Source organism: Mesonia aestuariivivens (genome assembly GCF_019311235.1).
In the GTDB taxonomy this organism is placed as follows: Bacteria; Bacteroidota; Bacteroidia; order Flavobacteriales; family Flavobacteriaceae; genus Mesonia; species Mesonia aestuariivivens.
The window spans coordinates 171907-197678 of the sequence record NZ_JAHWDF010000004.1 but is presented as its reverse complement, the minus strand read 5'-3'; the positions used below and the strand labels follow the sequence as shown (position 1 = coordinate 197678).

At 32.6% G+C, this 25772-nt stretch carries 21 protein-coding genes; 3 read left to right on the top strand and 18 right to left on the bottom strand.

The genetic code is table 11. The features are described 5' to 3' along the window. The first annotated feature begins 6 nt into the window (after positions 1-6). Both cmk and KW502_RS05480 read left to right on the top strand, forming a co-directional pair. Positions 7-699, top strand: a complete 693-nt coding sequence (gene cmk, locus KW502_RS05485) for a (d)CMP kinase (RefSeq protein ID WP_219039528.1) — start codon at positions 7-9, stop codon at positions 697-699. Position 700: 1 nt separating this feature from the next. After that, complete coding sequence (locus tag KW502_RS05480) at positions 701-1876, top strand: MFS transporter (protein ID WP_219039527.1); 1176 nt, start codon at positions 701-703, stop codon at positions 1874-1876. Here the strand turns inward: KW502_RS05480 and KW502_RS05475 are convergent. Continuing rightward, positions 1873-2541 carry a hypothetical protein gene (locus tag KW502_RS05475; RefSeq protein ID WP_219039526.1) on the bottom strand — a complete coding sequence of 223 codons (669 nt, stop codon included), beginning with the start codon at positions 2539-2541 and terminating at the stop codon, positions 1873-1875. The genes KW502_RS05480 and KW502_RS05475 overlap by 4 nt on opposite strands. A 254-nt stretch (positions 2542-2795) precedes the next feature. On the opposite strand from KW502_RS05475, the gene rpsA reads away from it, so the two are divergent. Beyond that, on the top strand, positions 2796-4619 hold the full coding sequence (rpsA, locus tag KW502_RS05470; RefSeq protein ID WP_219039525.1) for a 30S ribosomal protein S1: 1824 nt from the start codon (positions 2796-2798) through the stop codon (positions 4617-4619). 277 nt (positions 4620-4896) lie between these two features. Here rpsA and KW502_RS05465 read toward each other — a convergent pair whose 3' ends face one another. The 17 genes from KW502_RS05465 to KW502_RS05385 form a co-directional block, all read right to left on the bottom strand. Then, complete coding sequence (locus KW502_RS05465) at positions 4897-5421, bottom strand: hypothetical protein (RefSeq protein ID WP_219039524.1); 525 nt, start codon at positions 5419-5421, stop codon at positions 4897-4899. 130 nt (positions 5422-5551) lie between these two features. After that, positions 5552-7054 carry an aldehyde dehydrogenase family protein gene (locus KW502_RS05460; RefSeq protein WP_219039523.1) on the bottom strand — a complete coding sequence of 501 codons (1503 nt, stop codon included), beginning with the start codon at positions 7052-7054 and terminating at the stop codon, positions 5552-5554. A 118-nt stretch (positions 7055-7172) separates the two neighbouring features. Continuing rightward, complete coding sequence (locus KW502_RS05455; RefSeq protein ID WP_219039522.1) at positions 7173-8006, bottom strand: helix-turn-helix domain-containing protein; 834 nt, start codon at positions 8004-8006, stop codon at positions 7173-7175. 35 nt (positions 8007-8041) lie between these two features. Further along, on the bottom strand, positions 8042-8923 hold the full coding sequence (locus KW502_RS05450; protein WP_219039521.1) for a DUF808 domain-containing protein: 882 nt from the start codon (positions 8921-8923) through the stop codon (positions 8042-8044). 27 nt (positions 8924-8950) lie between these two features. Continuing rightward, positions 8951-10984, bottom strand: coding sequence for a DUF349 domain-containing protein (locus tag KW502_RS05445; RefSeq protein ID WP_219039520.1), 2034 nt, complete (start codon positions 10982-10984; stop codon positions 8951-8953). Positions 10985-11082: 98 nt separating this feature from the next. Next, on the bottom strand, positions 11083-11814 hold the full coding sequence (locus KW502_RS05440) for a shikimate dehydrogenase family protein (RefSeq protein ID WP_219039519.1): 732 nt from the start codon (positions 11812-11814) through the stop codon (positions 11083-11085). Beyond that, positions 11807-12829, bottom strand: a complete 1023-nt coding sequence (locus tag KW502_RS05435; RefSeq protein ID WP_219039518.1) for a DUF368 domain-containing protein — start codon at positions 12827-12829, stop codon at positions 11807-11809. Before KW502_RS05435 ends, KW502_RS05440 begins: the two co-directional genes overlap by 8 nt. Next, positions 12807-13751 carry a DUF368 domain-containing protein gene (locus KW502_RS05430; RefSeq protein ID WP_219039517.1) on the bottom strand — a complete coding sequence of 315 codons (945 nt, stop codon included), beginning with the start codon at positions 13749-13751 and terminating at the stop codon, positions 12807-12809. Before KW502_RS05430 ends, KW502_RS05435 begins: the two co-directional genes overlap by 23 nt. A 91-nt stretch (positions 13752-13842) precedes the next feature. Continuing rightward, on the bottom strand, positions 13843-15231 hold the full coding sequence (locus KW502_RS05425) for a tetratricopeptide repeat protein (RefSeq protein ID WP_219039516.1): 1389 nt from the start codon (positions 15229-15231) through the stop codon (positions 13843-13845). A gap of 98 nt (positions 15232-15329) precedes the next feature. Further along, positions 15330-16514 carry an aspartate aminotransferase family protein gene (locus tag KW502_RS05420; protein ID WP_219039515.1) on the bottom strand — a complete coding sequence of 395 codons (1185 nt, stop codon included), beginning with the start codon at positions 16512-16514 and terminating at the stop codon, positions 15330-15332. Next, the gene (locus KW502_RS05415) at positions 16515-18209 is read right to left on the bottom strand and encodes an OstA-like protein (RefSeq protein WP_219039514.1); all 1695 of its coding nucleotides are present in this window, start codon (positions 18207-18209) and stop codon (positions 16515-16517) included. A gap of 169 nt (positions 18210-18378) precedes the next feature. Continuing rightward, positions 18379-19650 carry an adenylosuccinate synthase gene (locus tag KW502_RS05410; RefSeq protein ID WP_219039513.1) on the bottom strand — a complete coding sequence of 424 codons (1272 nt, stop codon included), beginning with the start codon at positions 19648-19650 and terminating at the stop codon, positions 18379-18381. Between the two features lie 9 nt (positions 19651-19659). Further along, complete coding sequence (locus KW502_RS05405) at positions 19660-20115, bottom strand: Fur family transcriptional regulator (RefSeq protein ID WP_219039512.1); 456 nt, start codon at positions 20113-20115, stop codon at positions 19660-19662. A gap of 23 nt (positions 20116-20138) precedes the next feature. Further along, positions 20139-22346, bottom strand: a complete 2208-nt coding sequence (locus tag KW502_RS05400) for a RelA/SpoT family protein (protein WP_219039600.1) — start codon at positions 22344-22346, stop codon at positions 20139-20141. Between the two features lie 31 nt (positions 22347-22377). Further along, on the bottom strand, positions 22378-23613 hold the full coding sequence (locus KW502_RS05395) for a M48 family metallopeptidase (RefSeq protein ID WP_219039511.1): 1236 nt from the start codon (positions 23611-23613) through the stop codon (positions 22378-22380). A gap of 168 nt (positions 23614-23781) precedes the next feature. Beyond that, positions 23782-24579: a TrmH family RNA methyltransferase gene (locus tag KW502_RS05390; RefSeq protein ID WP_219039510.1), complete on the bottom strand. Its 798-nt coding sequence runs from the start codon at positions 24577-24579 to the stop codon at positions 23782-23784. 73 nt (positions 24580-24652) lie between these two features. Further along, a complete protein-coding gene (locus tag KW502_RS05385) occupies positions 24653-25723 on the bottom strand; it encodes a DUF3810 domain-containing protein (RefSeq protein WP_219039509.1) in 1071 nt (356 codons plus the stop codon). Between the last annotated feature and the right edge of the window lie 49 nt (positions 25724-25772).

Below are 25772 nucleotides of genomic sequence, written 5' to 3'. Positions count from 1 at the left end.
ATTAAAATGAAAAAAATCATCATTGCTGTCGACGGATATTCTTCTACAGGAAAAAGTACTGTAGCCAAGCAACTTGCAAAGGTTTTAGGTTACGTTTACGTAGATACTGGGGCAATGTACCGAGCGGTGACATTGTTTGCGATGCAACATGATTTAATTTCTAAAGATGAATTTGATAAAGAAAAACTAATAGAAAATTTATCAGCTATTCAACTTCAATTTCAGTTTAATGCAGAAAGAGGTTTTGCTGAAATGTATTTAAATGGTGAAAATGTAGAAGATAAAATAAGAACTTTAGAAGTTTCTAATTATGTGAGCCAAGTGGCAGCTGTACCCGAAGTAAGAAAAAAACAAGTAGAACAGCAACATAAATTAGGTGATGAAAAAGGCATCGTCATGGATGGTCGCGATATAGGAACGGTAGTTTTTCCTCAAGCCGAACTAAAATTATTTATGACTGCATCAGCACAAACTCGTGCGCAACGCCGGTTTGATGAGCTTCAACAAAAAGGAGAGAATGTCTCTTTTGAAGAAGTATTAGAAAATGTAAAATCTAGAGATCATATAGATTCTACTAGAAAAGATTCTCCACTAGTTCAGGCAACAGACGCTGTAGTAATCGATAACTCTAATATGAGTAAAGAAGAACAATTTGAAAAAATACTTTCTTTAGCAAAAACCGCTATCGAAAAAGCTTAGCATGCCAAAGCAACAACTCTCTAATTCTTTATTGTATTTAATGGCTGTTGGCGCAGGTTTAGTAGTGGCTAATAATTATTATAACCAGCCATTATTAAATTTAATAGCAAAAACCTTTAATGTTTCTGAATCCGAAGTAAGTAATATTCCTTTGTTTACTCAGCTCGGTTATGCGTTTGGATTGCTTTTTATTATTCCGCTAGGTGATAAATTCAACAAAAAAAAACTTATTCTAATCGATTTTATCGCCATTATCGTTTCGCTAGTAGTTGCTGCTTTAGCTCCTTCATTATTAATATTGACTGTGGCTAGTTTCTGTATTGGGTTTTCTTCGGTAGTGCCACAATTATTTGTGCCGATGGCAGCACAATTAGCAAATCCAAAAGAAAAGGGTAGAGCCATTGGTATTGTAATGAGTGGATTGTTAATAGGGATTCTAGGAAGCAGATCTGTGAGTGGTTATGTAGGCGAATATTTTGGTTGGCGAACTATGTTTTTTATCGCCAGCGGAATGATGCTTTTGTATGCCCTCTTCTTAGTGTTCAAACTACCGTCAATAAATTCTGACTTTAAAGGAAGTTATACTGCATTAATGCAATCTATTTGGACTTATTTTAAGACGGAAAGCTCTGTTCGTCTTGCCGCTTTGCGTGGTGGTTTAGGTTTTGCTGGATTTAGCTCATTTTGGACTACGCTAGTTTTTTTAATGGAAGATAATTTTAACTACGGAAGTGGAGTTACAGGTCTATTTGGTATTTTAGGAATTGGTGGAGCTTTAGCAGCGACTTGGGCTGGAAAGTTAAGTGATAAAATGAATAAAAACCGATTAATCACCATTGCCACTTTAGTGATGATTATTTCGTGGGGAGTTTTTGAGTTTTCAGGAGAATCGATACTTGGCTTAGTAATAGGGGTTGTTTTTATAGATATGGGGTTGCAATCGCTGCATATTACCAATCAAAACATTATTTTTTCTAAAAACCCAGACGCCCGAAATAGAATTAATACCATTTATATGGTCGGTTACTTTATAGGTGGAGCGTTGGGTACAACCACAGGAGCTTATGCGTGGCAATGGTACCAATGGACTGGAGTAGCGAGTTTAGGTTTAATTTATTCAGCTTTAATATTGGTGGTTCATTTAGTCTGGAAGAAACCTGTAGAGGTTAGTAATTAGTTGTTTTTCTTGTGGTTATAATATAATTTTAGACCTAAGCTAAATTCAGCATTAAATTTTAAACCTTCATCTCGATAATAAGGAGGGAAATGCTCCTCGTCAAAACTTTTGAATGCCAAATCTTTAAAGTTAGTATAGTCATTATGTCTAAATTTTATGCCAACCCCAGTATAAAAATTGAGTCCTAAATGTGTACCTGTAGTCCAAAACCAACCAAGATTACCAACTACACCAAATTTTTGCCGGTGATAATTAGCTTGTTCAAAAGATAAGTATATCCTTTCTTTATTAAAAAAGTTTTCTCGATCAAATTCTTCAAAGTGATAAATGTAAAATGCTTCGATCGAGGTGTAAAAGTTTGCTTTCTTTTTAGAATTTAAAATAAAGTAATATTGAGGTCTAATTTCAACTAAAGCATAACGCTCTCCAGTATTCAATAAAGAAATTGTAGAATGACCAAAACCAAATTCTACCCCTAATTTTCTTTGTTCATTAAGCTCTTTAATATAGCCTAAACGCCAACGAGGGGTTGAATGATCAAAACCATAATAATGAAAATAGTAAGGAGAAATTAAATCGAAAGTAATAATATCACCTTTTAATTTTTCAGTTTGTGCAAGGGTAGAAAAACAAATAAATAATAGGAATAGAAGAATTCTTTTCATTTCAAATCAATTTCTGAATGACTTTATATTCAAAACAATAACTAACAGAATTAATGGATAAAGCTAAACTTTAAAAACTTAATTTATAAAACTTTAATTGTTTGAATATCAAAAAATAAATTGTACTTTTGCAACCCTTTTTAGCAGCTTTATCGGAAAGAGAAAAGGAAATATAAAAATTATTTATTAAAACTTCTATGTTTTAGCTGAATAAATCTTCCGAAGAACAATAGAATACAAATTAATTATCTTCAATGGCTGAAGAAACAAAAAATCAAGAAGTTCAGGATGTAGCTGGTATGGCTACTGCATCTCAACCTAATGTTGAGAAACAACAAGAAAATCCTGAAAAGTTTTTAGCAGATTTTAACTGGCATAACTACGAAGAAGGAATTGATCCTATCGACGATGAAAAGCTAGAAGAATTTGAAAAATTAGTAGCAGAAAATTTCGTAGACACTTTAGATGATGAAGTAGTAGAAGGTACGGTAATTAACATTACAGATCGTGATGCTATTATCGATATCAATGCGAAAAGTGAAGGAGTTATTTCTCTTAACGAATTTCGTTACAACCCAGATTTAAAAGAAGGAGACAAAGTAGAAGTACTTATCGATGTGCGTGAAGATGCAACTGGACAGTTAATTCTTTCTCACCGTAAAGCTCGTGTAATTAAGGCTTGGGATCGTGTGAATGCTGCGCATGAAGAAGCAACTATCGTTAACGGATTCGTTAAATGTCGTACTAAAGGTGGTATGATTGTAGACGTTTTTGGTATCGAAGCTTTCTTACCAGGTTCGCAAATAGATGTGAAGCCAATTAGAGATTACGATGCTTACGTAGGTAAAACTATGGAATTTAAAGTGGTGAAAATCAACCACGAATTTAAGAACGTAGTAGTTTCTCACAAAGCGCTTATCGAAGCAGATATCGAAGAGCAGAAGAAAGAAATTATCGGTCAATTAGAAAAAGGTCAAGTATTAGAAGGTACGGTGAAGAATATTACTTCTTACGGTGTGTTTGTTGATCTTGGTGGAGTTGACGGATTAGTTCACATTACAGATCTTTCTTGGTCTAGAATTAACCATCCAAACGAGATTGTTGAGCTAGATCAGAAATTGAATGTTGTAATCTTAGACTTTGATGAGGCTAAGACAAGAATTCAATTAGGTCTTAAGCAATTGAATAAACATCCTTGGGAAGCTCTTGACGAAGAATTAAAAGTAGGTGATAAAGTAAAAGGTAAAGTAGTTGTAATTGCAGATTACGGTGCATTTATCGAAGTTGCTGAAGGTGTAGAAGGATTAATTCACGTTTCTGAAATGTCTTGGAGCACACACTTACGTTCAGCTCAAGATTTCGTAAAAGTTGGTGATGAGGTTGAAGCGCAAATCTTAACTTTAGATAGAGAAGAGCGTAAAATGTCTCTTGGTATTAAGCAATTAACACCAGACCCATGGACAGATATTACTTCTAAATACCCAGTAGGTTCTCGTCACTCAGGTGTAGTAAGAAACTTTACTAACTTTGGTGTATTCGTAGAATTAGAAGAAGGTATCGATGGTTTAATTTATATCTCAGACCTTTCTTGGACTAAGAAAATTAAGCACCCATCAGAATTTTGTAACGTAGGAGATAAGTTAGAAGTTGTAGTTCTAGAACTTGATGTTGAAGGACGTAAACTAAGCTTAGGTCACAAGCAAACAGAAAGTAACCCTTGGGATAAATACGAAACTGAATTTGCTGTAGGTACGAAGCACACTGCAACTATCGATGAGATGGTAGACAAAGGTGCAACGATCGAATTTAACGAAGATATCACTGCATTCGTTCCGACTCGTCACTTAGAAAAAGAAGACGGATCTAAACTAGGAAAAGGTGATTCAGCAGAATTCTTAATTATTGAATTCAATAAAGAATTCAAAAGAGTTGTAGCTTCACATATGTCTATTCACAAAGAAGAAGAGGCAAAAATTGTTAAGCAAGCTGCTAAAAAATCGCAAGAAGACAACAAGCCTACATTAGGTGATGCTAACGCAGATCTTCAAGCATTAAAAGATAAGATGGAAGGAAAATAATATTCCTAATATCTTTTCAATACAGAAAATCCCTTTCGGTTCGCCGGAAGGGATTTTTTATTAGCATTTGAATTATATAATGAAGTAAAAAAATGAGTTTTTCTGCGTAAAAATCAGCGAATAATAATGCTGTTCAAGACGGGCTTTCCGTTACAAGTACGCAGTAAAAATTATAAAAATAAACCCTTTAGAAGGCTTCTTTCGTCGCTTTCCAAAGGGAGTATTTTTTAACTAATTTTTACTTTACGCGCTTTTCACTACTATCCCTAACAGAAGATTATATCTGTTGTGTCGAGGTAGTATAAGCAGAATTTTCTGATGATTGTTGATTAGATTTTTCTTTGATATTTTTAGACTCTTCGTCTTCTTTTGAAAAATTCTGATGATCAAAAAATTGAGATCGCATCTGTTCCATACGTTTCATCATTTGATTTCTTATTTCTTCAGGATTCATATTCATCATTGATTCACCGAAAAAATCATCATCAAAAGAATTTTCAAATCCAGAACTATTAAAACTATTCATATGCGCTTGCATCATCTTTCTGGCATTTCCCATTAGGCTATCCATTTCTTGCGGATTCACTTGCTGACCATTTACCGACGACCAAGAATAGGAGTAAGTGGAGTCTTCTCTTATTAGATTTCCTTGTTCATCAAATTCTTTATGAACTTCCCAATTGCCTTGCGGACTTTTACCTGTAATATCTTCATAATTTTTAGAAGATGTAGCCTTTTCTGTTTGTGAAGAACAAGACCAGAAAAAGCTTAAACTCAATGTAATTAAAGCTAACTTTTTCATGATATTTATAGTTTAGTTTCAATAAACATTTATCAAAAAAAATACCATTTTGTAGAACTGTCAATTTTACACAAAAAAAGCCTCAGATGAATACCTGAGGCCTTTTGTAAATAATGTTTCTTATGTTAATTTAGAATAATCCAACTGCATCTTTGCTATAAGAAATAAGCATATTTTTAACTACTCGGTAGTGATCTAGAGCCATTTTATGGTTTTCACGACCAAAACCAGATTCTTTAACCCCTCCAAAAGGAGCGTGTGCTGGGTAAGTGTGGTATTGATTTACCCAAACTCTACCTGCTTGAATTGCTCTTGGTACTTGAAAAAGTTCGTGAGCATCTCTACTCCAAACGCCAGCTCCTAAACCATAATCAGTATCGTTAGCAATTTCAATAGCTTCTTCTGTAGAGCTAAACGTTGTTAATGATACTACAGGTCCAAAAATTTCTTCTTGGAAAACACGCATATCATTCTTACCTTTTAATACAGTAGGTTGAATGTAATAACCATCTTTAATTTCACCTTCGTAATTTCCAGCTTCACCACCTGCAAGAACTTCGGCACCTTCTTCACGACCAATTTTAATGTAGTTCATGATTTTTTCAAATTGTGCTTTAGAAACTTGAGAACCAATCATGGTTTCAGGATCTAGTGGGCTTCCAGTTTTTACAGCTTTTAGACGCTCTTGCATTTTTTCGATAAACACATCAGCGATATCTTCGTGTACTAAAATTCTAGAAGGAGAAGTGCAAATTTCACCTTGATTTAAAGCAAACATTAATGCTCCTTCAATAGCTTTATCAAAGAAATTATCATCATGATCTGCTACAGATTTAAAGAAAACATTTGGAGATTTACCACCTAATTCTAAGGTTAATGGTACGATGTTTTCTGCAGCATTGTGCATTACTTTACGACCGGTTTCTGTAGATCCTGTAAAAGAAAGTTTTGCTACACGTTTAGAAGTGGCAAGCGCTTCACCTGCTTCTGCACCAAAACCAGTAACAATATTTAATACTCCTTTAGGTAAAATATCTTTAATTAATTCCATTAAACAGATAACACTTGTTGGAGTTTGTTCTGCTGGTTTAACGACAGCTGTACATCCGGCAGCTAAAGCAGGAGCTACTTTCCAAGCCAACATCAATAATGGGAAGTTCCAAGGGATAATTTCTCCTACAACTCCTATTGGCTCGTGAAGTGCAATACTTACCGTATCTTTATCGTGTTCTGAAATAGTTCCTTCGTCTGCACGAATTACCCCAGCAAAATATCTAAAGTGATCAATACAGTAAGGAATATCTGCTGCTCTGGCTTCACGAATTGGCTTACCATTATCTATAGTTTCTAAAGTTGCAAGGTATTCAAAGTTATCTTCCATTACCTGAGCAATCTTTAATAGCATATTGCTACGTTCTGTTGCTGAAGTTTTGCTCCAAGATGGAAATGCTTCGTGTGCAGCATCTAAAGCTAAATTTACATCTTCTTCTGAAGATCTCGCAGCTTTAGTAAATACTTTTCCATCTACAGGAGATATATTATCAAAATATTCTCCTTTAACTGGAGCTACAAATTCTCCGTTTATGAAATTTTCATACTTTTCTTTAAAAGCAGGTTTTTGTACTTGTGACATAGTTTTTGTTTTTAGTATACCTGCAAAGTTAAGTTGAAAGTCTATTCAACTATTTATTAAAAGAAGTCAGTTGTTTATGAATTTAGTTCAAAGTGGTTAAAAATAAACTTTTTTTACTTTATGATAGTTCTTTTGGACTAATTCCGAACTTGTTTTTAAATGCTGTACTAAAGTTAGATAGGTTTTTATAACCTATTTCTAAATAAACATCAGAGGCTTTTACCCTTTCTTGTTCAATTAGAATTTTAGCTTTTTCTAAGCGTTTATTATGAAACCATTTTCCTGGAGACTCTGCATATTCATTTTTAAAATGTCGTTTGAACGTAGAAACACTCATGTTGCATAAAAAAGCGATTTCTTCAATTTTAAGATTTGAATACAAATGCTGTTCTATAATTTCTCTAAAATGCGAATTTTCTTTATAGATAAGTGAATGAAGGTAAGATTTAAATGAATCTCCATATTTTTGAGAAAGATAAAGTAAGATTTCTTCAAATTTAACAAATAATAATTCTTCATTTTTCATAAGGGCTTCATTGCCTATAGCAGATAATGAATTGATGAAAGCTGTTATATAATCATCATTCTCTATAATATAGTATGGAGAACGTTTTTGTTGCTTAATAGAGAAGGAATGCTTTTCTAAAAATTTTTTTAAAATCTGTTCTGAAAAAAATAATAGTTTGCAGTAATAAATTTTTCCGGTGTCAATAAGCTCTGTCCATAAACAGTTTCCTTTAGTGGTTAAAATGGATTGATTCTTATTCACATCGATAGCGGTTTCTGCAAAGTGAACTTGTTTTCTTCCTATTTGTAAAAAGCTAAACATGTGCATTTGCAGATTGACTTTACTTTTTACATTATCTGTTGTCATTCTAAAATCGTGCACCAACATTTCTGGTGAAGTTTTAGCTTCAGGAATAAATAGGTCTGGAATATTCTCTATTGGCATAAGATAGCGTCGAAATATAGCGCCGCCACTAATTTTTAATTAAACATACGTTTTTTTGCTTTGATAAAGAGTTTAACGATTACTACAGCGAAAAAACCAAAAATTAAACCAATAATAAATTCAGCAATCATAGAAGGTATAGCTTCTGGAATAAGGTGGTGAATAAAATCTAGGTTGTGAACAAAGATACCTCCAGAAACTAAAATTAGTGCAATAGTTCCAATAATGGTTAATCCTTTAATTACTTTGGGAAGCGCTGCTACCAAAAATTCGCCTAACTTAAATTTAAAACCAGATTCTTTATTACTTTTTTCAATTAAATAGTAACCAGCTTCATCCATTCTAACTATTAGAGCGACAATACCATAAACACCTATGGTTGCAAGAATTGCTATAAGACTAACAACTATAATTTGCTCTACAATAGGTTCTCCTACAACGGTGCCTAAAGTAATAATTACAATTTCTACCGATAGAATAAAATCTGTTAGAATTGCAGATTTAACTCTTTCTTTTTCTAAAGCTAGAATTTCTTCTTTAGTTTCTACTTGTTTAAGTTCTTCTTTTTTAGAGTTTTTTTTGTGCGGAACAAAAAAATGATAAATTTTTTCGGCACCTTCAAAGCCTAGGTAGAAACCACCTAATAGTAAAATAATTGTAATTGCAATTGGTAGAAAAGAGCTGAGTAAAAAAGCTATGGGTAAAATAATAAGCTTATTTAAAAGCGAGCCTTTCGTTATAGCCCAAAGAACTGGTATTTCACGAGAAGATACAAAACCAGATGCTTTTTCTGCATTTACGGCTAAATCATCTCCTAAAATACCAGCAGTTTTTTTTGCAGCTACTTTACTCATTACGGCTACATCGTCCATTAATGCAGCAATATCGTCTAATATTGCAAGAAATCCTGTTGCCATGAAAGGTGTAACGTTATTTATTAATTGTTAAAGAGATTTTACTTTTTTTAGCTTAGCTTTCCATGTCTCTAATTGCACTTTATGTCTTTCAATATTTTTAAGTACTTCTCGAAATAAAGAGTTGCTTTCATCTGCATTAGAGAAAAACTGCATATTATTTTCTAGCTGTGTGATCTCTGCTTTTGTTTCTGAGATTTTCTTGCGTAAAAAGCTTTCTTCTTTCTCTATTTGTCTAGAATCGTGAGCAGCATCTAAAGCTTGTACACGATTTTCATACTTCATCATTTCAGCTTCTTTTCTACCAATATCTAATTGACTAAAAAGTTGATCTAAGACTTTATTAAATTTTCCTTCAATGTAGCGTTTATTATAAGGTACTCTTCCTATTTCTTTCCATTCAGAGATTTTTGTTTTGATGAGTTTTAAATCTTCTTCTGGCTTGCTTTGAAGTTCTAAAGATTTTGTAGCGTCTAGTAATTCTTTCTTCTTATCGAATGCTTCATTTTCTTCTTTGTTCTCTTCGTTTTTAACGGAATGAACTCTATCAAAATAATGATTACAAGCGTCTTTAAATCGTTTCCAGATTTTATCACTATCTTTTCTTGGAACGTGGCCAATTTCTCTCCAGTTAGACTGGATTTTTTTCATAATTGGAGTAGTAGCTTTAAAGTCTTCGTTATTTTTATTGTCTTCTGCAATTTCAACTAACTCTAGCTTTCTTTCCAGATTTTTATATTGTTCTTTTTTAAGATCTTTATAATAAGCGTTTTTCTTACGGTTAAAGTTTCTTACATTTTCTTTAAAAATTTTCCAAGTGTCTTCATTTACTTTTAAAGGTACTTTGCCAGCTTTAAAAAATTGATCTCTAAAACTTTCAATCTTTTTAATTTGTTGCTGCGCTTGATTATGAGAAGTGATTTCTTTGTCTGCAATTTCTTTTATAGCTCCAATTATCTGAAGTTTAGCTTCTAAATTTTTCTCTTTCTCTTGATCTAATTCTGCAAAATGTACTTGTCTATTTTCGTGAATTTTTTTTGTAGCAGCACTAAATTTTTCCCAAATATCTTCGCGGTATTCTTTTGCAACAGGGCCAACATCTTCTTTCCACATTTTATGAAGCATTTGCAGCTCTCTAAATGCACGATTAATATTGGTTTCTTCAGCTAATTCTTCTGCGCGAGCGATCATTTTTAACTTCTGCTCAAGGTTATGTTTAAAATCCATATCCCTAAACTCGCGGTCTAAATGCAAGAAGTCGTAAAAGTTTTCTACGTGATGGTGATAAGTATTCCACACCATTTTATATTCTTCTCTAGGTACAGGGCCAGCTTTTTTCCAACGTTCTTGAAGTTCTTTAAATTGATTAAAATTGGCACCCATATCTGCACCAGTGCCAATCATTCCTTTGAGTTCTTCTATGATCGCTAAACGTTCTTCTAAGTTTTTTTGAAGATTGTTTTTGAGTTGTTGATAGTAATTATTTCGTTTTTCTTTGTAGTCGAAATAGATTGAATTGAATTCTTTTTTTATAGGGCTTGAATAATGGAAATCTATAATATTACCACCTTCTTCTAAGAAATCTTCTTTTTTCTGCTCCATTTCTTCTTCAAACTTCGCATCAAATTCAGTTTTTATTTCTTTTACGTGATCTTTTATAAGTTGAATTTTCTCATTTTTCAATAGCGATGAAAGTTCTTTTACAAGTTCTGACATAGACATCGCATGGTAATCTTTCATTTCGATGCCATGACGCTCATGGGCATCTTCATCTTCACTGTCTTCTGCGATTGCATCATCAAGCTCACTTTGATGTGTATCTTCTTCTGTTGCTTCTACTTTTTCTTCAGAAGAAACATTCTCCTCTGCAGTTTCAGCTTCATCTTCACTTTGGGAGTTAAGTTCTTCATTTTTAGTATTTGTTGGTTCTTTCTGAGATTCATCAATCATAGATTGTTCTATATCAGAATTACTTTCAGTAGTATTAGCTTCATCAGTTGCAGGTAAAGAATTTAAATCTTTTTTATGCTCTTGTTGTGCTTGAGATTTTTCTTTTTCAGACATTTCTTTCAATGTTTAAGTTCATCTTAAATTAGTCTTGAAAGATAGTAACTCCTAAGTTAGTCTGCAAAAAAAACTAGAAATCTTAAAAAAAATATTGATTAAGCTTCATTCCAAATTTCCCATGAGCGTTCTGCTTGATATTCAAGCATTTTCTGGCCATTAAATATTTTGCAGCCTCTTACCTTGCCATTAGCTAAAAATGTGGTTAGGGGCGGATTGTAAACCAAATCGTATAAAAGGTGACGATGGTCTAAAAACTCATACGGTATTGCTGGAGCTTCATCTAAATTGGGATATGTACCTAAAGGCGTACAATTAATGATAAGAAAGTTTTTTTCTAAGACTTCTTTGCTAATTTGCTCGTAAGAAATATGATTTTGTGTAGGTTTTCTAGAAACAAATAGGTGTTCTATGCCTAGTGATTTTAGGGCATGCGCTATAGCTTTTGATGCACCGCCGGTACCTAAAATTAAAGCTTTTGTGTGTTGTTTTTCTAATAAAGGAAATAGTGATTTCATAAATCCAAAACAATCTGTATTGTAGCCAACGAGTTTTTTATTTTTAATTTGGATGGTATTTACGGCACCAATTTTAGCTGCTTGTTCATCTAATTGATCTAATAACGGAAGAATTTCTTGCTTATAAGGAATGGTTACATTTAGTCCTTTTAACTTTTCTTCTCTGGCTATAACTTCTTTAAAATTTTTTAAGCTCGACAAGTCGAAGTTTTGATATGTTGCCTTTATTTCTTCATTTGCAAATTTCTTTTCAAAAAAGTTTTTAGAAAATGAATATGAAATATTTTTACCTACTAATCCGTATTTATTCATTTGTATTGGCATTTTTATTTCCGTAGCGTTCTAAACCTAACACTATTAATATTCCTAAAATTATAAAAAATATTGCGATCCAAGTATTGATGTTGCTTAAATCTGGCAAATACCTATCATAGTTGTCTAAGATTAAATTTCCGTTAGCGTCTTTTAGAAATTCACCGCTGCTTTTTGTTTTAAAAACTTTTTCTTTCCAAGGCCATACCACCCCAAGTGAACCTGTAATAAAACCAATAATTATGGCGTAGGTAATATTTTTAAAATGTTTCAAAACGAAACCCAATATGTGTGAAAGGCTGACTAAACCTACTAAAGAGCCAAAAGTGAACGAACTTAATACTTTAAGCAAATTGACTCTTACAGGGTTATTTACAAATGAAAAATCTAATTTGGCAAGATCTGTTAGGGTATCAAATAAAGCATTTACAGAATCTACTAACAATAATACGTAATTGCCAATAAGAATTAAGATGAAAGAACCAGAAAGGCCAGGAAGCGTCATACCAGATACACCTATAATTCCGCATAAAAATACAAACCAAAGATTATCATTTTCTGTGGCGGGCTCCATTAAACTAATGCCTACACCAGCAATAATACCCAGGCTGATAAATGCTAAATTGCTAAAAGATTTCAACTTAAAATCTTTAGAGATGAAATAAATAGACCCAATAATCATCCCAAAAAATGTAGACCAAACATAGAGTTCTTCATGCTCGATAAAAAAATCTAATAATTTAGAAACGCTAAAATAACTAATAAGCATACCTAAAATTAGTAAGCCTAAAAATTTAGCGTTAGTATAGTGATATAAGCTCCTAAATCTACCGTTTACGAATAATAAAAATGCTTTATGATTTATTTTTTGTAGTGAATAAATAAATTCTTCATAAAAACCTGCCACAAAAGCAACTACACCACCTGAAACTCCAGGAACCTTATTTGCAGCTCCCATCGCTAAGCCCTTAAGGACTAATAATATTTTATCTTTAAGTGTTCGGGTTTGCTGCATCTTCTTCTGGCTTCTGTTCTGCAAATTTCTCTAAAATAATGATTAAAAAGAAACCTGCAAGCATTAAAAGAGCAGCAAATAAAAGGTGAGAGTCTCCTTCAAAATTCCAAGGGAGTACAGATTTGTCTTTTAAAACAATCACTTTATCTTCAATTTTTGTGCTCTTTAAGATTTCTTTCCAAGGCCAAATTTTATTAAGCGAACCTGCTATAAAACCTGTTAATGCAGCAAGTGTTGTATTTCTATAATTAGAAAAAAGCCATTTTAAAATCTTAGAAAATGTAAGTAAACCTATAATAGCGCCAAGTCCAACTAATGCAATTTTTTTTAAATCAAAATCGTGTACTGCTTGAGTAATATTTCTATAAGCCCCCATTAAAACTAGAATAAAAGCTCCTGAAATGCCTGGTAGAATCATGGCGCAAACCGCAATTGCTCCGCAAATGAGTAAATAAAAATAACTATCTGAAGATGTTGCCGGTGGGAGAGAAGTGATCAAATAAGCGATGACGGCTCCTAAAATAGCGGTAATAAAAGTTACTGTCTTCCATTTATCAATTTGTTTGGCAACAAACCAAATACTTGCTACCACGAGTCCAAAGAAGAACGACCAAATAAGTACTGGATGTTCTTTTAAAAGGTAATTTGCTAGGCGCATAAAAGTGAAAACACTAAATATAATCCCTAACATGAGCGCTAAAATAAACCCGCCGTTAAGCTGAGACCAAAAAGCTTTAAAGCCTTTATTTTTCCAAGTTTTTACTAATGATGTATCTATGTTACCTATAGTGGTAATTAATTCTTCATAAATTCCAGAAATAAAAGCAATAGTGCCACCTGAAACTCCTGGAACCGTATCTGCCGCTCCCATAGCAACGCCTTTTAAGGCTATTGTAAAATAATCTTTAAAACTTCTTTGCATATCTTAGTTTGAAAAGTAAAAATACTAAAATAACTTTTGAAGCAAAGGTGTATTTAAAAAGTTCTCTTCTTAAAATTTAAAGGATATAGAATTAAGCTTGTTTATTAATCAATTCTTTAATGCTATTTCTTTTGAAAATTTCAGGAAATAATTCTTCTATGATGATAGAATATTCCACATCAATTTTTAAGGCATTTTTTAAGTGATAATAACCTCTATCTCCTTGATTTATACAGAAGTAAAGCCCTGCTAATCGATATTCAATTTCAGCAGTCTCTGGGTAAAATTCTATAGCTTGGTACATGGTATCTAAAGCGGTTTCATATTCGCCTAGATTAATGAGAAGATCACAACGAGTAATCCAAGTTTCTAATTCATAATTACCTAATTCAATCGCTTTTTTATACCCTTTTTCTGCTTCTTCAATAAAATTTAATCGGTTATTAATTTTAGCAAAACGTTTCCAATACAATACATTTTCGCTGTCAATACTTATGGCTTTGTTTATAAAATAAAGTGCTTTAGAATAATTTAGCTTTTGAGTATAAAAATCGGTAATTGCAATCCAGGCTTTGTCTAATAATGGATCTTCATCTACAGCTTTTGAATAAAAATCTATCGCTAAATTATATTTCTTTAATTTTTCATAGCACTTTCCAATTCTTAAATAAGCAAATGCAGTAGGATCATCGAGCTCTAAAGTAATGTGGTAGTTTTCGATGGCCTCTTCTAGACGACTCATTTTTTCGAGCACTTTCCCTTTTTCCATATAAGCGCCAACAAAATAATCATCAGAAATAATGGCAAAATCAAAAGCAGTTAATGCTTTTTCATATTCTTTTAAGTCGAAATATTGCTTACCTATTTGGTGCCAAGCAACTTCAGAATAAGGATGCTTATCTAAAAATAGGTTTAAAAATTCTATAGCTTCTTTGCGTTGTTCTAAAAAGTCGAAACAGTAAATGATATTATATAAAGCAGCATAATCATCATCTTCTAATTCTAGGCATTTTATAAAATTAAGCTTAGCATTTTCGTAATCTTCTAAAAACATATACTCCATAGCCATTAAAGAATGTATTTCTGCTTCTTCAGAAGTAAAATCTAAAGCAGTCTTTAGCGTGTTAATTGCCATTTGGTGATTGTCCTGCTTAGAGAAAATATTTGCTTTTTGAATATAGATTTCATCGTTAGAAGGCTCTAATTCATGCAATTCATTTAATAAGGTGTCTGCTTCGGTAAGTTTGTCTTCGAAGATTAGAATTTCTACTTTAAATAATTTAAGTACGCTGGCATCAGGGTGTTGCTCTAAACCAAGCTTTACAGCTTTTTTAGCTAAAGCAAATTTACCTGTTTCTAAATAATGAAATATAATTCCTTCAAATTCATTAGAATCAAAGAATAAAACATCATTAGTTTTAAGCATTGACTCAAATTTTGAGAGAGAGAAATTGTGGTCTTCGTTTTGACTTAATTGCATACACGAAATTTTACTTATTTCTACTGTATTAAATTTACTTACAATAACGACAAATTTTTAATAATAGCGTGATTGTTGTTAACAAAGTAATTAACAGCTTAATTTTTATAAATTTTATCTAAAATGGAAAGGATGATCTTACATCCTTTTTTAATTTCTTCTTCAGAAATGGTTAAGGGTGGTGTAATTCTTAGCGCACGTTTTTCAAAAAGTAACCAAAATAAAATAAGTTCGTTCTCTTTGGCTTCTAGAATAACTTGATTTGCAATTTCTTCTGAAGACACAATAGGAGCAAGCATTAAGCCTTTACCGCGAACTTCTTCAATTAAGGGGTGAACTAATAATTTTTTAAATAACTTTTCTTTCTGAAGTGTTTCTTCAATAAGTTTGGTTGATGTAATCACTTTTAAAGTAGCTAATGCTGCTGCTGCAATCATTGGGTTACCGCCAAAAGTAGTGATATGTCCCATTTTAGGGTTATCACTCAAGGTATCCATTAACTCTGCAGAAGCTACAAAAGCTCCTATAGGTAGGCCACCGCCCATACCTTTTCCTATTACTAAAATATCTGGAACAATACCAAAATGTTCGTACGCAAATAATTTACCTGTACGTCCAAAACCTGGTTGAATTTCATCTAAAATTAATAATGCTCCTACCGCTTCACAACGTTGCTTTACTAATAAAAGAAAGTTGTTTTTAGGTTGAATAAAACCTGCGCCACCTTGAATGGTTTCTAAAATTACGGCTGCTGTTTTTGTTGTGATATTTTTAATGGAAGCTTCATCATTATAGGTTAAAAAAGAAACTTCTGGTAATAATGGCTCAAAAGGTTTTTTACGTTCTTCAAAATCCATTAGACTTAATGATCCCATGGTGTTTCCGTGATAAGCACGATGGGCTGCAATAATTTCTTTTCTTCCTGTATATCTTCTAGCTAGCTTTAAAGCACCTTCAATCGCTTCAGTTCCACTATTTACTAAATAGGTTTTTGCGTTAGGTATTTTTAGGTTTTCGCTTAAGAGTTTGGTGTATTCTACAGCGGGACTTTGAGCATATTCACCATAAACCATGACATGCAAATATTTTTCACTCTGCTGCTTAATAGCTTCAATTACTTTGGGATGGCAATGGCCTAAGCTACACGCAGAAACTCCTGCAACAAAATCTAAGTGTGTTTTGCCATCAGTGGTGTTAATGTAACTTCCTTTTGCGTTAGTTACTTCTAAACCCAATGGGTGTGGAGTGGTTTGTGCTTGGTATGTAAGAAAATCTTTATTCAATTACTTCTTTTCTTTTTGTTTCTCTTTTAAAGGGATATTTATCAGCTCTTTGTGCTTAGAAATACTATCTTTTGTGGTGGTATCGGTTTCTCGGTGTTGTAGCGTTTCTGGTTTTAAACGAGAATTTTGATTTAATAATTCATCATCATCTTTATCTCGTTCTTCAAAAAAGTGTTCTTCCTCTTCTGGAAGTGAAATTCCTTTAATTTTTGGCAAATTTAAAGGTTCATCATCAGAAAATAAGTCTTCTTTGCTTTTAATTTGTTCATCACCACGCCAATTAAAACCTCTTAATTTTCTAGCATTTTTAGGAAAATCATTTTCTTGATAAAGTATATTTTCAGGATTAGTATTGTAATAAATACTTGATACAGTTTGGTCTTCAAATAAAATTTTGATAGAGGAAGAAATAGCCTTGCTAATCCCAATGAGGTTTTGTTTTTCGTCTCTACTGTAAAATATGGTTTCAGTATTTTTAATGAAATTAACTTCAGAGAGTTGATTGTCATCTCTAAAAAGACCATACATTTCTTTTCCTTTTACTTGATTATAACCTTCAATAGAATCTTTTTGTATCATAAAAGCATTATAAAATACTTTTAAAGAATCCATTTTTTCAGTTTTTCTGTTATTAATCAAATGAATACTATCTCCTGTCATTTGGTTGCTTCCAGACCAAACTACAGGTTTTCCTATCATTTGAGTGAGCCCTTTTTTTTCATTTATATGTATGGAGTCACATTTACCATTCATATCACTTTTATACATTTTGGTATGGTAAAAGCCTCTAATAATTCGGTTTTCGGGTTTCCCGGTAATCATTAAAGTGTCGCTATGTATATGAATAGAATCTGTTTCTTGCTTCATGGAAGCGATTGCCCTTTTAGTGATAAATAAAGAATCTTTTTCTTTAAAAATTTCAGCATAATGACCTTTAATCACAGATTGGTTAGCGGTGTCTGTAACTTTAATATTATTGGTTGCCGAAGCAAAATTTTTCTTTTTATTGAAGAAAATACTGTCACCTTCTAATTTTCTGTTTTCATAAAAGACTTGAGAATTTTGAACAAAATATCCTTTATCATTTTCCATGTCATAATAACCACGTTCACAATAAATTTTGCTGTTTTCGTTGGTTATGGTAGAAGGACCATATAGGTAAGCGTTTCTGGTTTCTGAATAATAATCTATTTGTTGAGAATTAATTATGTAATCAGGATTGGTGACCACTACATCGTTTACAAAAGAATATTTTTTCTGTTTCATAAAATACCGCCCAACTATACTAGTGATTGTGCTTGATGTATCTTCTACCTTACCTCCGCTTCTGTAAAATGCTTGTTGTTTTTTTCTGTTAAAAAAAAGACTATCGGTGGTGAGCGTTGTAGACGGTGTTTTTAGTTTTACATCTGTACTAGCAAATGCGAATTTTGTGTTTCCATTATATTCAGCATAATTACTGGTCATATTAATGGTGTCTCCTTGCTTCATTTTTACATTTCCGTAAGCTTTAAAAAAATCTTCTTCTTGATAAAAAATTGCTTGGTCGCACCAAACCTCAATTCCTTCGTGATTAAAGTAAACCTGTTTTTCTATTTTACTTAAAATAAATGCACCAGGATATTTTTCTTCATCTTTATACGATCGGTCACTGGTGTAATCAATTTTTTTAGGTGATGGAGTTTGTGCCAACATATTCAGAGAACTGAATAGAATGCATATCAAACATATATAGTTAATAATAGTTTTCAAGAGAATAATTTTATTCAAAAATAAGCAATTGTTTTTTCTGAAAAATATAATAATCAAAAAACGCTCCAAATTTTATTGAAGCGCTTTTTATATAGATTTTATAATTAAGAAATTACCTCATAATTGTTTGCTTTCTATCGGGACCAACAGAAACAATTTTTATAGGCACTTCAATTTCTTTCTCTATGTATGTGATGTAATCTTTAAATTCTTGTGGAAATTCAGATTCATCTGTCATTTTTGTTAAATCTTCTTTCCAACCTTTTACTTCTGTGTAAATTGGTGAAAGATTTTCTTCTTCTATATTAAAAGGGAAGTGAGAAATTTCTTCGCCTTTGTAGGTATAGCCAGTGCAAACCTTAAGCGTTTCAAAACCGCTTAGAACATCTCCTTTCATCATCATTAATTGGGTAACTCCATTTACTTGAACTGCATATTTTAGCGCCACTAAATCTAACCAACCACATCTTCTAGGTCTTCCGGTTACCGCACCAAATTCATTTCCATTTTTGGCCATAGTTTTACCATCTTCATCAAACAATTCAGTAGGGAAAGGGCCACCACCTACACGGGTCGTGTATGCTTTAAAAATACCAAAAACTTCGTTGATTTGATTAGGTGCAATCCCTAAACCAGTACAAGCGCCAGCAGCGGTAGTGTTACTAGAAGTAACATACGGGTAGGTTCCAAAATCTATGTCTAATAAAGAACCTTGTGCTCCTTCTGCTAAAATGGTTTGGTTATTTTTTTGTGCTTGGTGTAAAAATTCTTCAGAATCTATAAATTTAAGTTCTCTTAATTTTTTTACAGCAGCAAAGAATTCTTTTTCAAGATCTTCAAGATCGTATTGAATGTCTACGTTGTAAAAAGAAATCATCGACTCGTGTTTGTCGGCTAGATTTCTATATTTTTCTTTCCAATCATCCATTTCTAAATCTCCAAAACGTAATCCATTACGTCCTGTTTTATCCATGTAAGTTGGACCAATACCTTTTAAGGTTGAACCAATTTTCGCTTTTCCTTTAGAAGCTTCTGAGGCTGCATCTAAAAGACGGTGCGTAGGTAAAATGATATGCGCTTTTCTAGAAATGACTAATTTCTTTTTGTAATCGATATTGAATTTGTCTAGACCTTCTAATTCTTTTACAAAAACTACAGGATCTACAACAACCCCATTACCAATTACATTTAGAGAATTTTCATGAAATATCCCAGAAGGAATTGTTCTTAATACGTGTTTTATGCCGTCAAATTCTAAGGTGTGTCCTGCATTTGGACCTCCTTGAAATCTTGCAATAATGTTATAATTAGCGGTAAGTACGTCTACAATTTTACCTTTTCCTTCGTCTCCCCATTGAAGCCCAAGTAGCAAATCTACTGCCATAAATAAAGTTTATTTGGATGTTTTTTTGGTTCCGTAAAAGTACAATGAATGGTTGCTGATATTGATATCAAAAACCTCTTCTATTGTTTGTTTGATTGATTGAATTCTGGGATCGCAAAATTCAATAACTTCACCAGTATCGGTTAAAATTACATGATCGTGTTGCCTATCGAAGTAAGATTTTTCATACTGTGCCTGGTTTTTCCCAAATTGGTGTTTTCTTACTAAACCACACTCTAATAAAAGCTCTATGGTATTGTATAGGGTAGCACGACTTACACGATAGTTTTTATTTTTCATCGTAATATAAAGTGATTCGATATCAAAATGCTCCTCACTGTCGTATATTTCTTGAAGAATAGCAAAACGTTCGGGTGTTTTACGGTGTTTTTTTTCTTCTAAAAACTTTGTAAATACGTTTTTAACTACTGCTTGATCGTTTTTTTGTTTTTCTGTTTCTTCCATAATTCTGCCTGCAAATTTAAGCTTTATTCACGGGTAACCTTATCAATTCCGTTTATTTTTTTTAGACGATCCATTAATTTCTTGAGAATAGATTTATTTTTCACCACTACAGTGATCTTTCCTTGAAAAACACTGTCATGGCTTTCAAAAGAAATTTTACGCATATCTACATGAAGGTTGTTAGAAATTTCTTTGGTTATTTCACTTACCAATCCTAAATTATCTAAGCCGTTAAGACGAATAACAGCAGAAAATTCTTGTTGAGAAGAATCTATCCATTTTGCTTGAATAATTCTATAGGCATAATTACTTTGAAGCTGAATGGCGTTAGGGCAGTTTTTCTTGTGAACTTTAATACCATCATTTACCGTAATAAATCCAAACACAGGATCTCCAGGAATAGGATTACAGCAATTCGCTAATTTGTATTCTAGCTTTTCTTCTTCTTGACCAAAAACAAGTTGATCATAATTATGTGTGATTTCTTCCTTATCAATATCATATGGAGCGCTTGGTTTTCTAATTTTATTTTTAAAGAAAGAAACAAACGCATTACTTCTTGAAGCCGCAAATTCTTTTAACTTAATATTGTCTATTGTGCCAATACCAACACGATAAAATAAATCTAAGCTAGTTTTTAGTTTAAAGTATTTTATAAGTTCTGCAATGGTTTTGTCGTTAAAAGGTATTTTTTGTGTCTTTAATTTTCTAATTAAGACTGCTTTCCCATCTTCTGCAATTAATTTTTTCTCATCTTTAAGTGAAGATTTAATTTTAGATCTTGCTCTAGCAGTATTAGCAAATTCTAACCAGTTATTGGTGGGCTTTGCTTTTTCTGAAGTAATAATATCTACTTGGTCACCACTTTTTAACTCATGACTTAATGGTACTAATTTACCGTTAACACGAGCTCCTCTGGTTTTTAACCCAATTTCTGTATGAATACTAAACCCAAAATCTAATGGAGTAGCTCCTTTGGGTAAAGATTTTAAATCTCCTTTAGGGGTAAATACAAAAATCTCTTTAGAATAAAGGTTGAGTTTAAATTGTTCAACAAAATCTACCGCATTTACTTCATTATTTTCTAAGGCTTCTTGAAGTTTGTTAAGCCATAGGTCTAGGTTTTCATCATTTTCTTCATCTTCGTTTTTGTAACGGTAATGTGCGGCATAGCCTTTTTCGGCAATTTCGTTCATCCGTTGGCTACGTATTTGTACTTCTACCCATCTTCCTTTTGGACCCATAACGGTTATGTGAAGGGCTTCGTAACCAGTAGATTTAGGTGAAGAAATCCAATCTCGTAAACGTGTTGGATTGGGACGAAAATGATCTGTAACAATAGAATAAATTTTCCAAGCTAAAAATTTCTCATCTTCTTGGGAACAATTATAAATAATTCTAATCGCAAATTTGTCGTAAACTTCATCGTAAGTGATGTTTTGTTTCAGAATTTTTTTGCGAATAGAGAATACCGATTTTGGTCTTCCTTTAATTTCGTAAGCTAATTTTTCTTTGTCTAAAGAATCAGATATAATCTTAGTAAAATCTTGAATATAAATATCTTGATCTTCTTTACTCTCTTTCATTTTAGTTAAAATATCCTGATACATTTCTGGTTCAGTATATTTTAAACTCAAATCTTCTAATTCTGTTTTAATATTGTAAAGCCCAATCCTATGCGCCATGGGAGCATAAATGTAAAGCGTTTCTGATGCAATTTTCACTTGCTTATCAGCACGCATCGAGTCCATGGTTTGCATATTATGAAGACGATCGGCAATTTTTATAATTATTACACGAACATCGTCATTAAGCGTTAACAACATTTTACGGAAATTTTCCGCTTGTAAAGAAACATCACGCTCAGGCTTTAGATGGCTAATTTTGGTGAGACCGTCTACAATTCTTGCTACCGTTTCTCCAAACATTTGCTCAATGTCATTAAGCGTATAATCTGTATCTTCGACAACATCATGTAATAAAGCTGCAGCAATAGATGTAGCATCTAAACCAATTTCTGAAGCTACGATTTTCGCTACCGCAATGGGGTGGAAAATATAGGCTTCTCCAGATTTTCTACGCTGGTCTTTGTGCGCATCTACAGCCGTTTCAAAAGCTTGTCTTATGAGTGTTTTGTCATCATCTGTTAAGGTGCGATAACTAATGCGCAGCAATTCTTTGTATTGCTTGGCAATTTTTTTATTTTCTTTTACTATTTCTTCTTCCGTCAAAACCATACGACTAATATAATAAAGTAAACGATTATTTGTACTTTAAATTCTGAATTCGTTGTAAAAGTGTGGGGTGAGAATAATGAAAAAACACATAGGCTCGATGCGGAGTAAGATTACTCAAACTACTGCTAGATAGTTTTTTAAGGCTGCTAATTAGTGGTGCGCTTCCAAATGTTTCTTTGGCATAATTATCTGCTTGATATTCAAATTTTCTACTTAAACGATTCATTAATAAACCTGTAATTTCTGAAATAGGAGAGTATAAAATCCCGAAAGCGATTAAACCAATGTGAAAACTTGTACTCTCAACTCCTAAAGCCTGAGAAAGTAGCGGACTATTAACAAAAAGTGATAATAACCAAAGTGTAAAACCAGTGGTGATAATACCGGCAAAAAGGTTAAAAATAATATGCTTCTTTTTGTAGTGTCCTACTTCGTGAGCTAATACTGCTACAATTTCATCTTCATCTAAATCATTGACTAAGGTATCGAAAAGCGTTATTCTTTTTTCGCTGCCAAAGCCAGAAAAGTAAGCGTTAGCTTTGGTGCTTCTTTTAGAACCATCTATAATAAAAATATTGTCTAAGGTGAAACCTACAGTTTTCGCGTAAGCTTCTATTTTAGAGCGTAAGCTGCCTTCTTCTAGCGGAGTTTGCTTATTGAATAACGGCACTATTAGTTTGCTGTAAAACATATTCATTACAATAGAAAATACGGTGACAAGTCCCCAAGCGTAAATCCAAAAACTTTCAGCAGCAAATTGATAAAACCAAATAATTAAAGCTAAAATACCGCCGCCAACGATTGCCATCATGAGCCAGCCTTTAATTTTATCTAAGAAGAAAGTCTTTTTGGTTGTTTTATTGAAACCAAATTTTTCTTCAATTACAAATGTGCTGTAATACGAAAATGGAGTCGTAAGAATATCGCTCCCTATCATGATAATTCCGAAGAAAATAAGTGCGATTAGAACTTCGTTATCAGCAATAGATCTAGCGATACCATCTACCCAAGCAAAGCCATGTAAAAAGAAAAAAACTAAGGTTAATACTAATGAAAATGAAGAGGTAAGTATTCCAAATTTATAATTTGTTTTTTTATAAGCTTGTGAGCGTTCATATTCTTTAGCATCATAAACATCTTGAAGTTCTGTCGGTAAATTATCATCAAAATGTTTAGCATTCAACGCGTCTAAAATTTGATCTACAATAAAGTCGATAACCAAAAGCGCAATGATGATATAAAAAACTGTGGTTGGAGTCATATTTTTATAATGAATAATGAATAATGAACAATGAACAATGAACAATGAACAATGAACAATTCTTTATTTAGAGGACTCAATAATTCTGAATAGAATTTTAAGTATTTCTAAAAGTTCATTATTTAAATGATTAATAATTTCTAATTGTAAATTACACATTACTAATTATTAATTAAAATCCCGTTGTCGTTTAGCTTCAAAAATAAGAATTCCTGCAGCTACAGAAACATTCATCGAATCGATTTCTCCTTGCATAGGAATATGAATATTTTGGGTAGAATGTTCTCGCCATTCTTCACTTAATCCGTCGGCTTCGGTTCCTACAACAATTGCTGTAGCTTTTGTGAAATTCTGTTTGGTGTAAATTTCAGATTCTTGTAAAATTGCCGAATAAATAGCAATGTTTTTTTCCTTTAAAAAATCAATAATTTCTGAAGTTGTTCCTGTCGCAATTTGATTAGTAAATACACAACCCACACTAGATCTAATAATATTGGTATTGTATATATCTGTTTTTGGGTTGGCAATAATAACCGCATCTACATTTGCGGCGTCTGCAGTTCGCAAAATCGCGCCAATATTTCCGGGTTTTTCTGGAGCTTCAGCAATTAAAAGTAACGGAGTTTCGGTTTTAAAATTTAGTTGCTGTAACTCATGAAATTTGATTTTTGCAATACCCAGAATCCCTTCGGTACTACTTCTATATGCAATTTTTTTATAAACTTCTGGAGTTATTTCTGTGAGCAAATGTTCAGCAAATGAAAATTTTTCTAGATGTTCTTCATTAAAAACTTTTTGACAAATATAAACGGCTTCAAACTGGTAGTTTGCTTTGAGTGCCAATTCAATCTCTCGAATTCCTTCTATTACAAAAAGTCCTTCTTTTCTTCTATTTCTAGATTTCTCTTGAAGCTGAAGTATTTGTTTTACCGTCTTATTTTGGGGACTGCTAATTTGCTTGCGCATAGGTTTTAAATCTAAGCGGCAAAGGTAGGTAATTTTTAAATTAGGCAAATAGTGATAAGCGCTTTGCTAAGCACTAAAGTTGATGAGCACCTTTAAAATAATTCACCAAAAGTGCCACTACATAATTATAACTTTTAATCCCTTGGGGTTGATTGTTAGCTCTTAAGTAGTTTCCGTAGAATAATTTAAAAAAGGGTTCTAATGGGTTTTCGTGATCATCCCAAAATTTGTTTACTTCCCTGTAGTTTTTTATAATTCCTAAATTCAACATACCTATAATATTTTGAGCTTCACAAGGATCTGTTAGATTCACTTCGCCTAAGCAATACTTCAACGCAAAAGTGTAACCCGCGTATTTAAAATATGGATTTTGATGATCCATCGTGGTTAGACAAGCCATAAAATTAGCTTCATTCTCTTTGGCGTAACCAATTTGATGACCCATCTCGTGGCTGGTGGTACTGGGTAATTTAAACTTCGGAATTTGATTATTAACTTGAGCTTCGTTAGTCAGCGGATTCAAATAACCATTAAAACCCATATAGGTTAGCGGAATGCTAAATATAGAAGGTTTAATGCTTTTGGCTTGGTAAGCTAATTCAGGATATTCATTTTCAATATTTTGATAACCTTCAATTGCAATGGTTCTAATTTCTGAATTTTCAAACTGAAAGTCTACTTTCAGCGTATCATTTTCAACTAAATTTAGATGAAGTTTGTTCGTTCGCTTTGCTAAGTTTTTAGTGAAATTGATTAATTCTTCCTGTGAATATTCGTGATTAATTTCTAATGATTGGTGAAGTGGAAGTCGGTAATAGTTTAATCCCCAAAAAAAATGAAAAGAAAAATATAGAATAGAAAGAGCAGAAATTCCTTTTACGATCCAAACTTTTGGTTTTTTGAATCCCGTTTTAATTCTGATATAAATCCATCTTATTAAACAAATTACTAATGCCGCATATACTAAATCTCCAACAGAAAATGGCAGCCAACCCAAAGCATAACGCTCTAGTTTTGAAACTATCGGGTAGAAACCATTACTATAATAAGTTTCAATAAACTGCGGAAATTTTGCGGCAATAGAAACTAAGGCAACTTGAAGAGGCAATAAAAGCGCAAGTATAAAGTGATAACGTTGTTTCATGGCTTAAAAATACAAAGTAAAGCTATGGCGACAAATTTTATAATTGTAA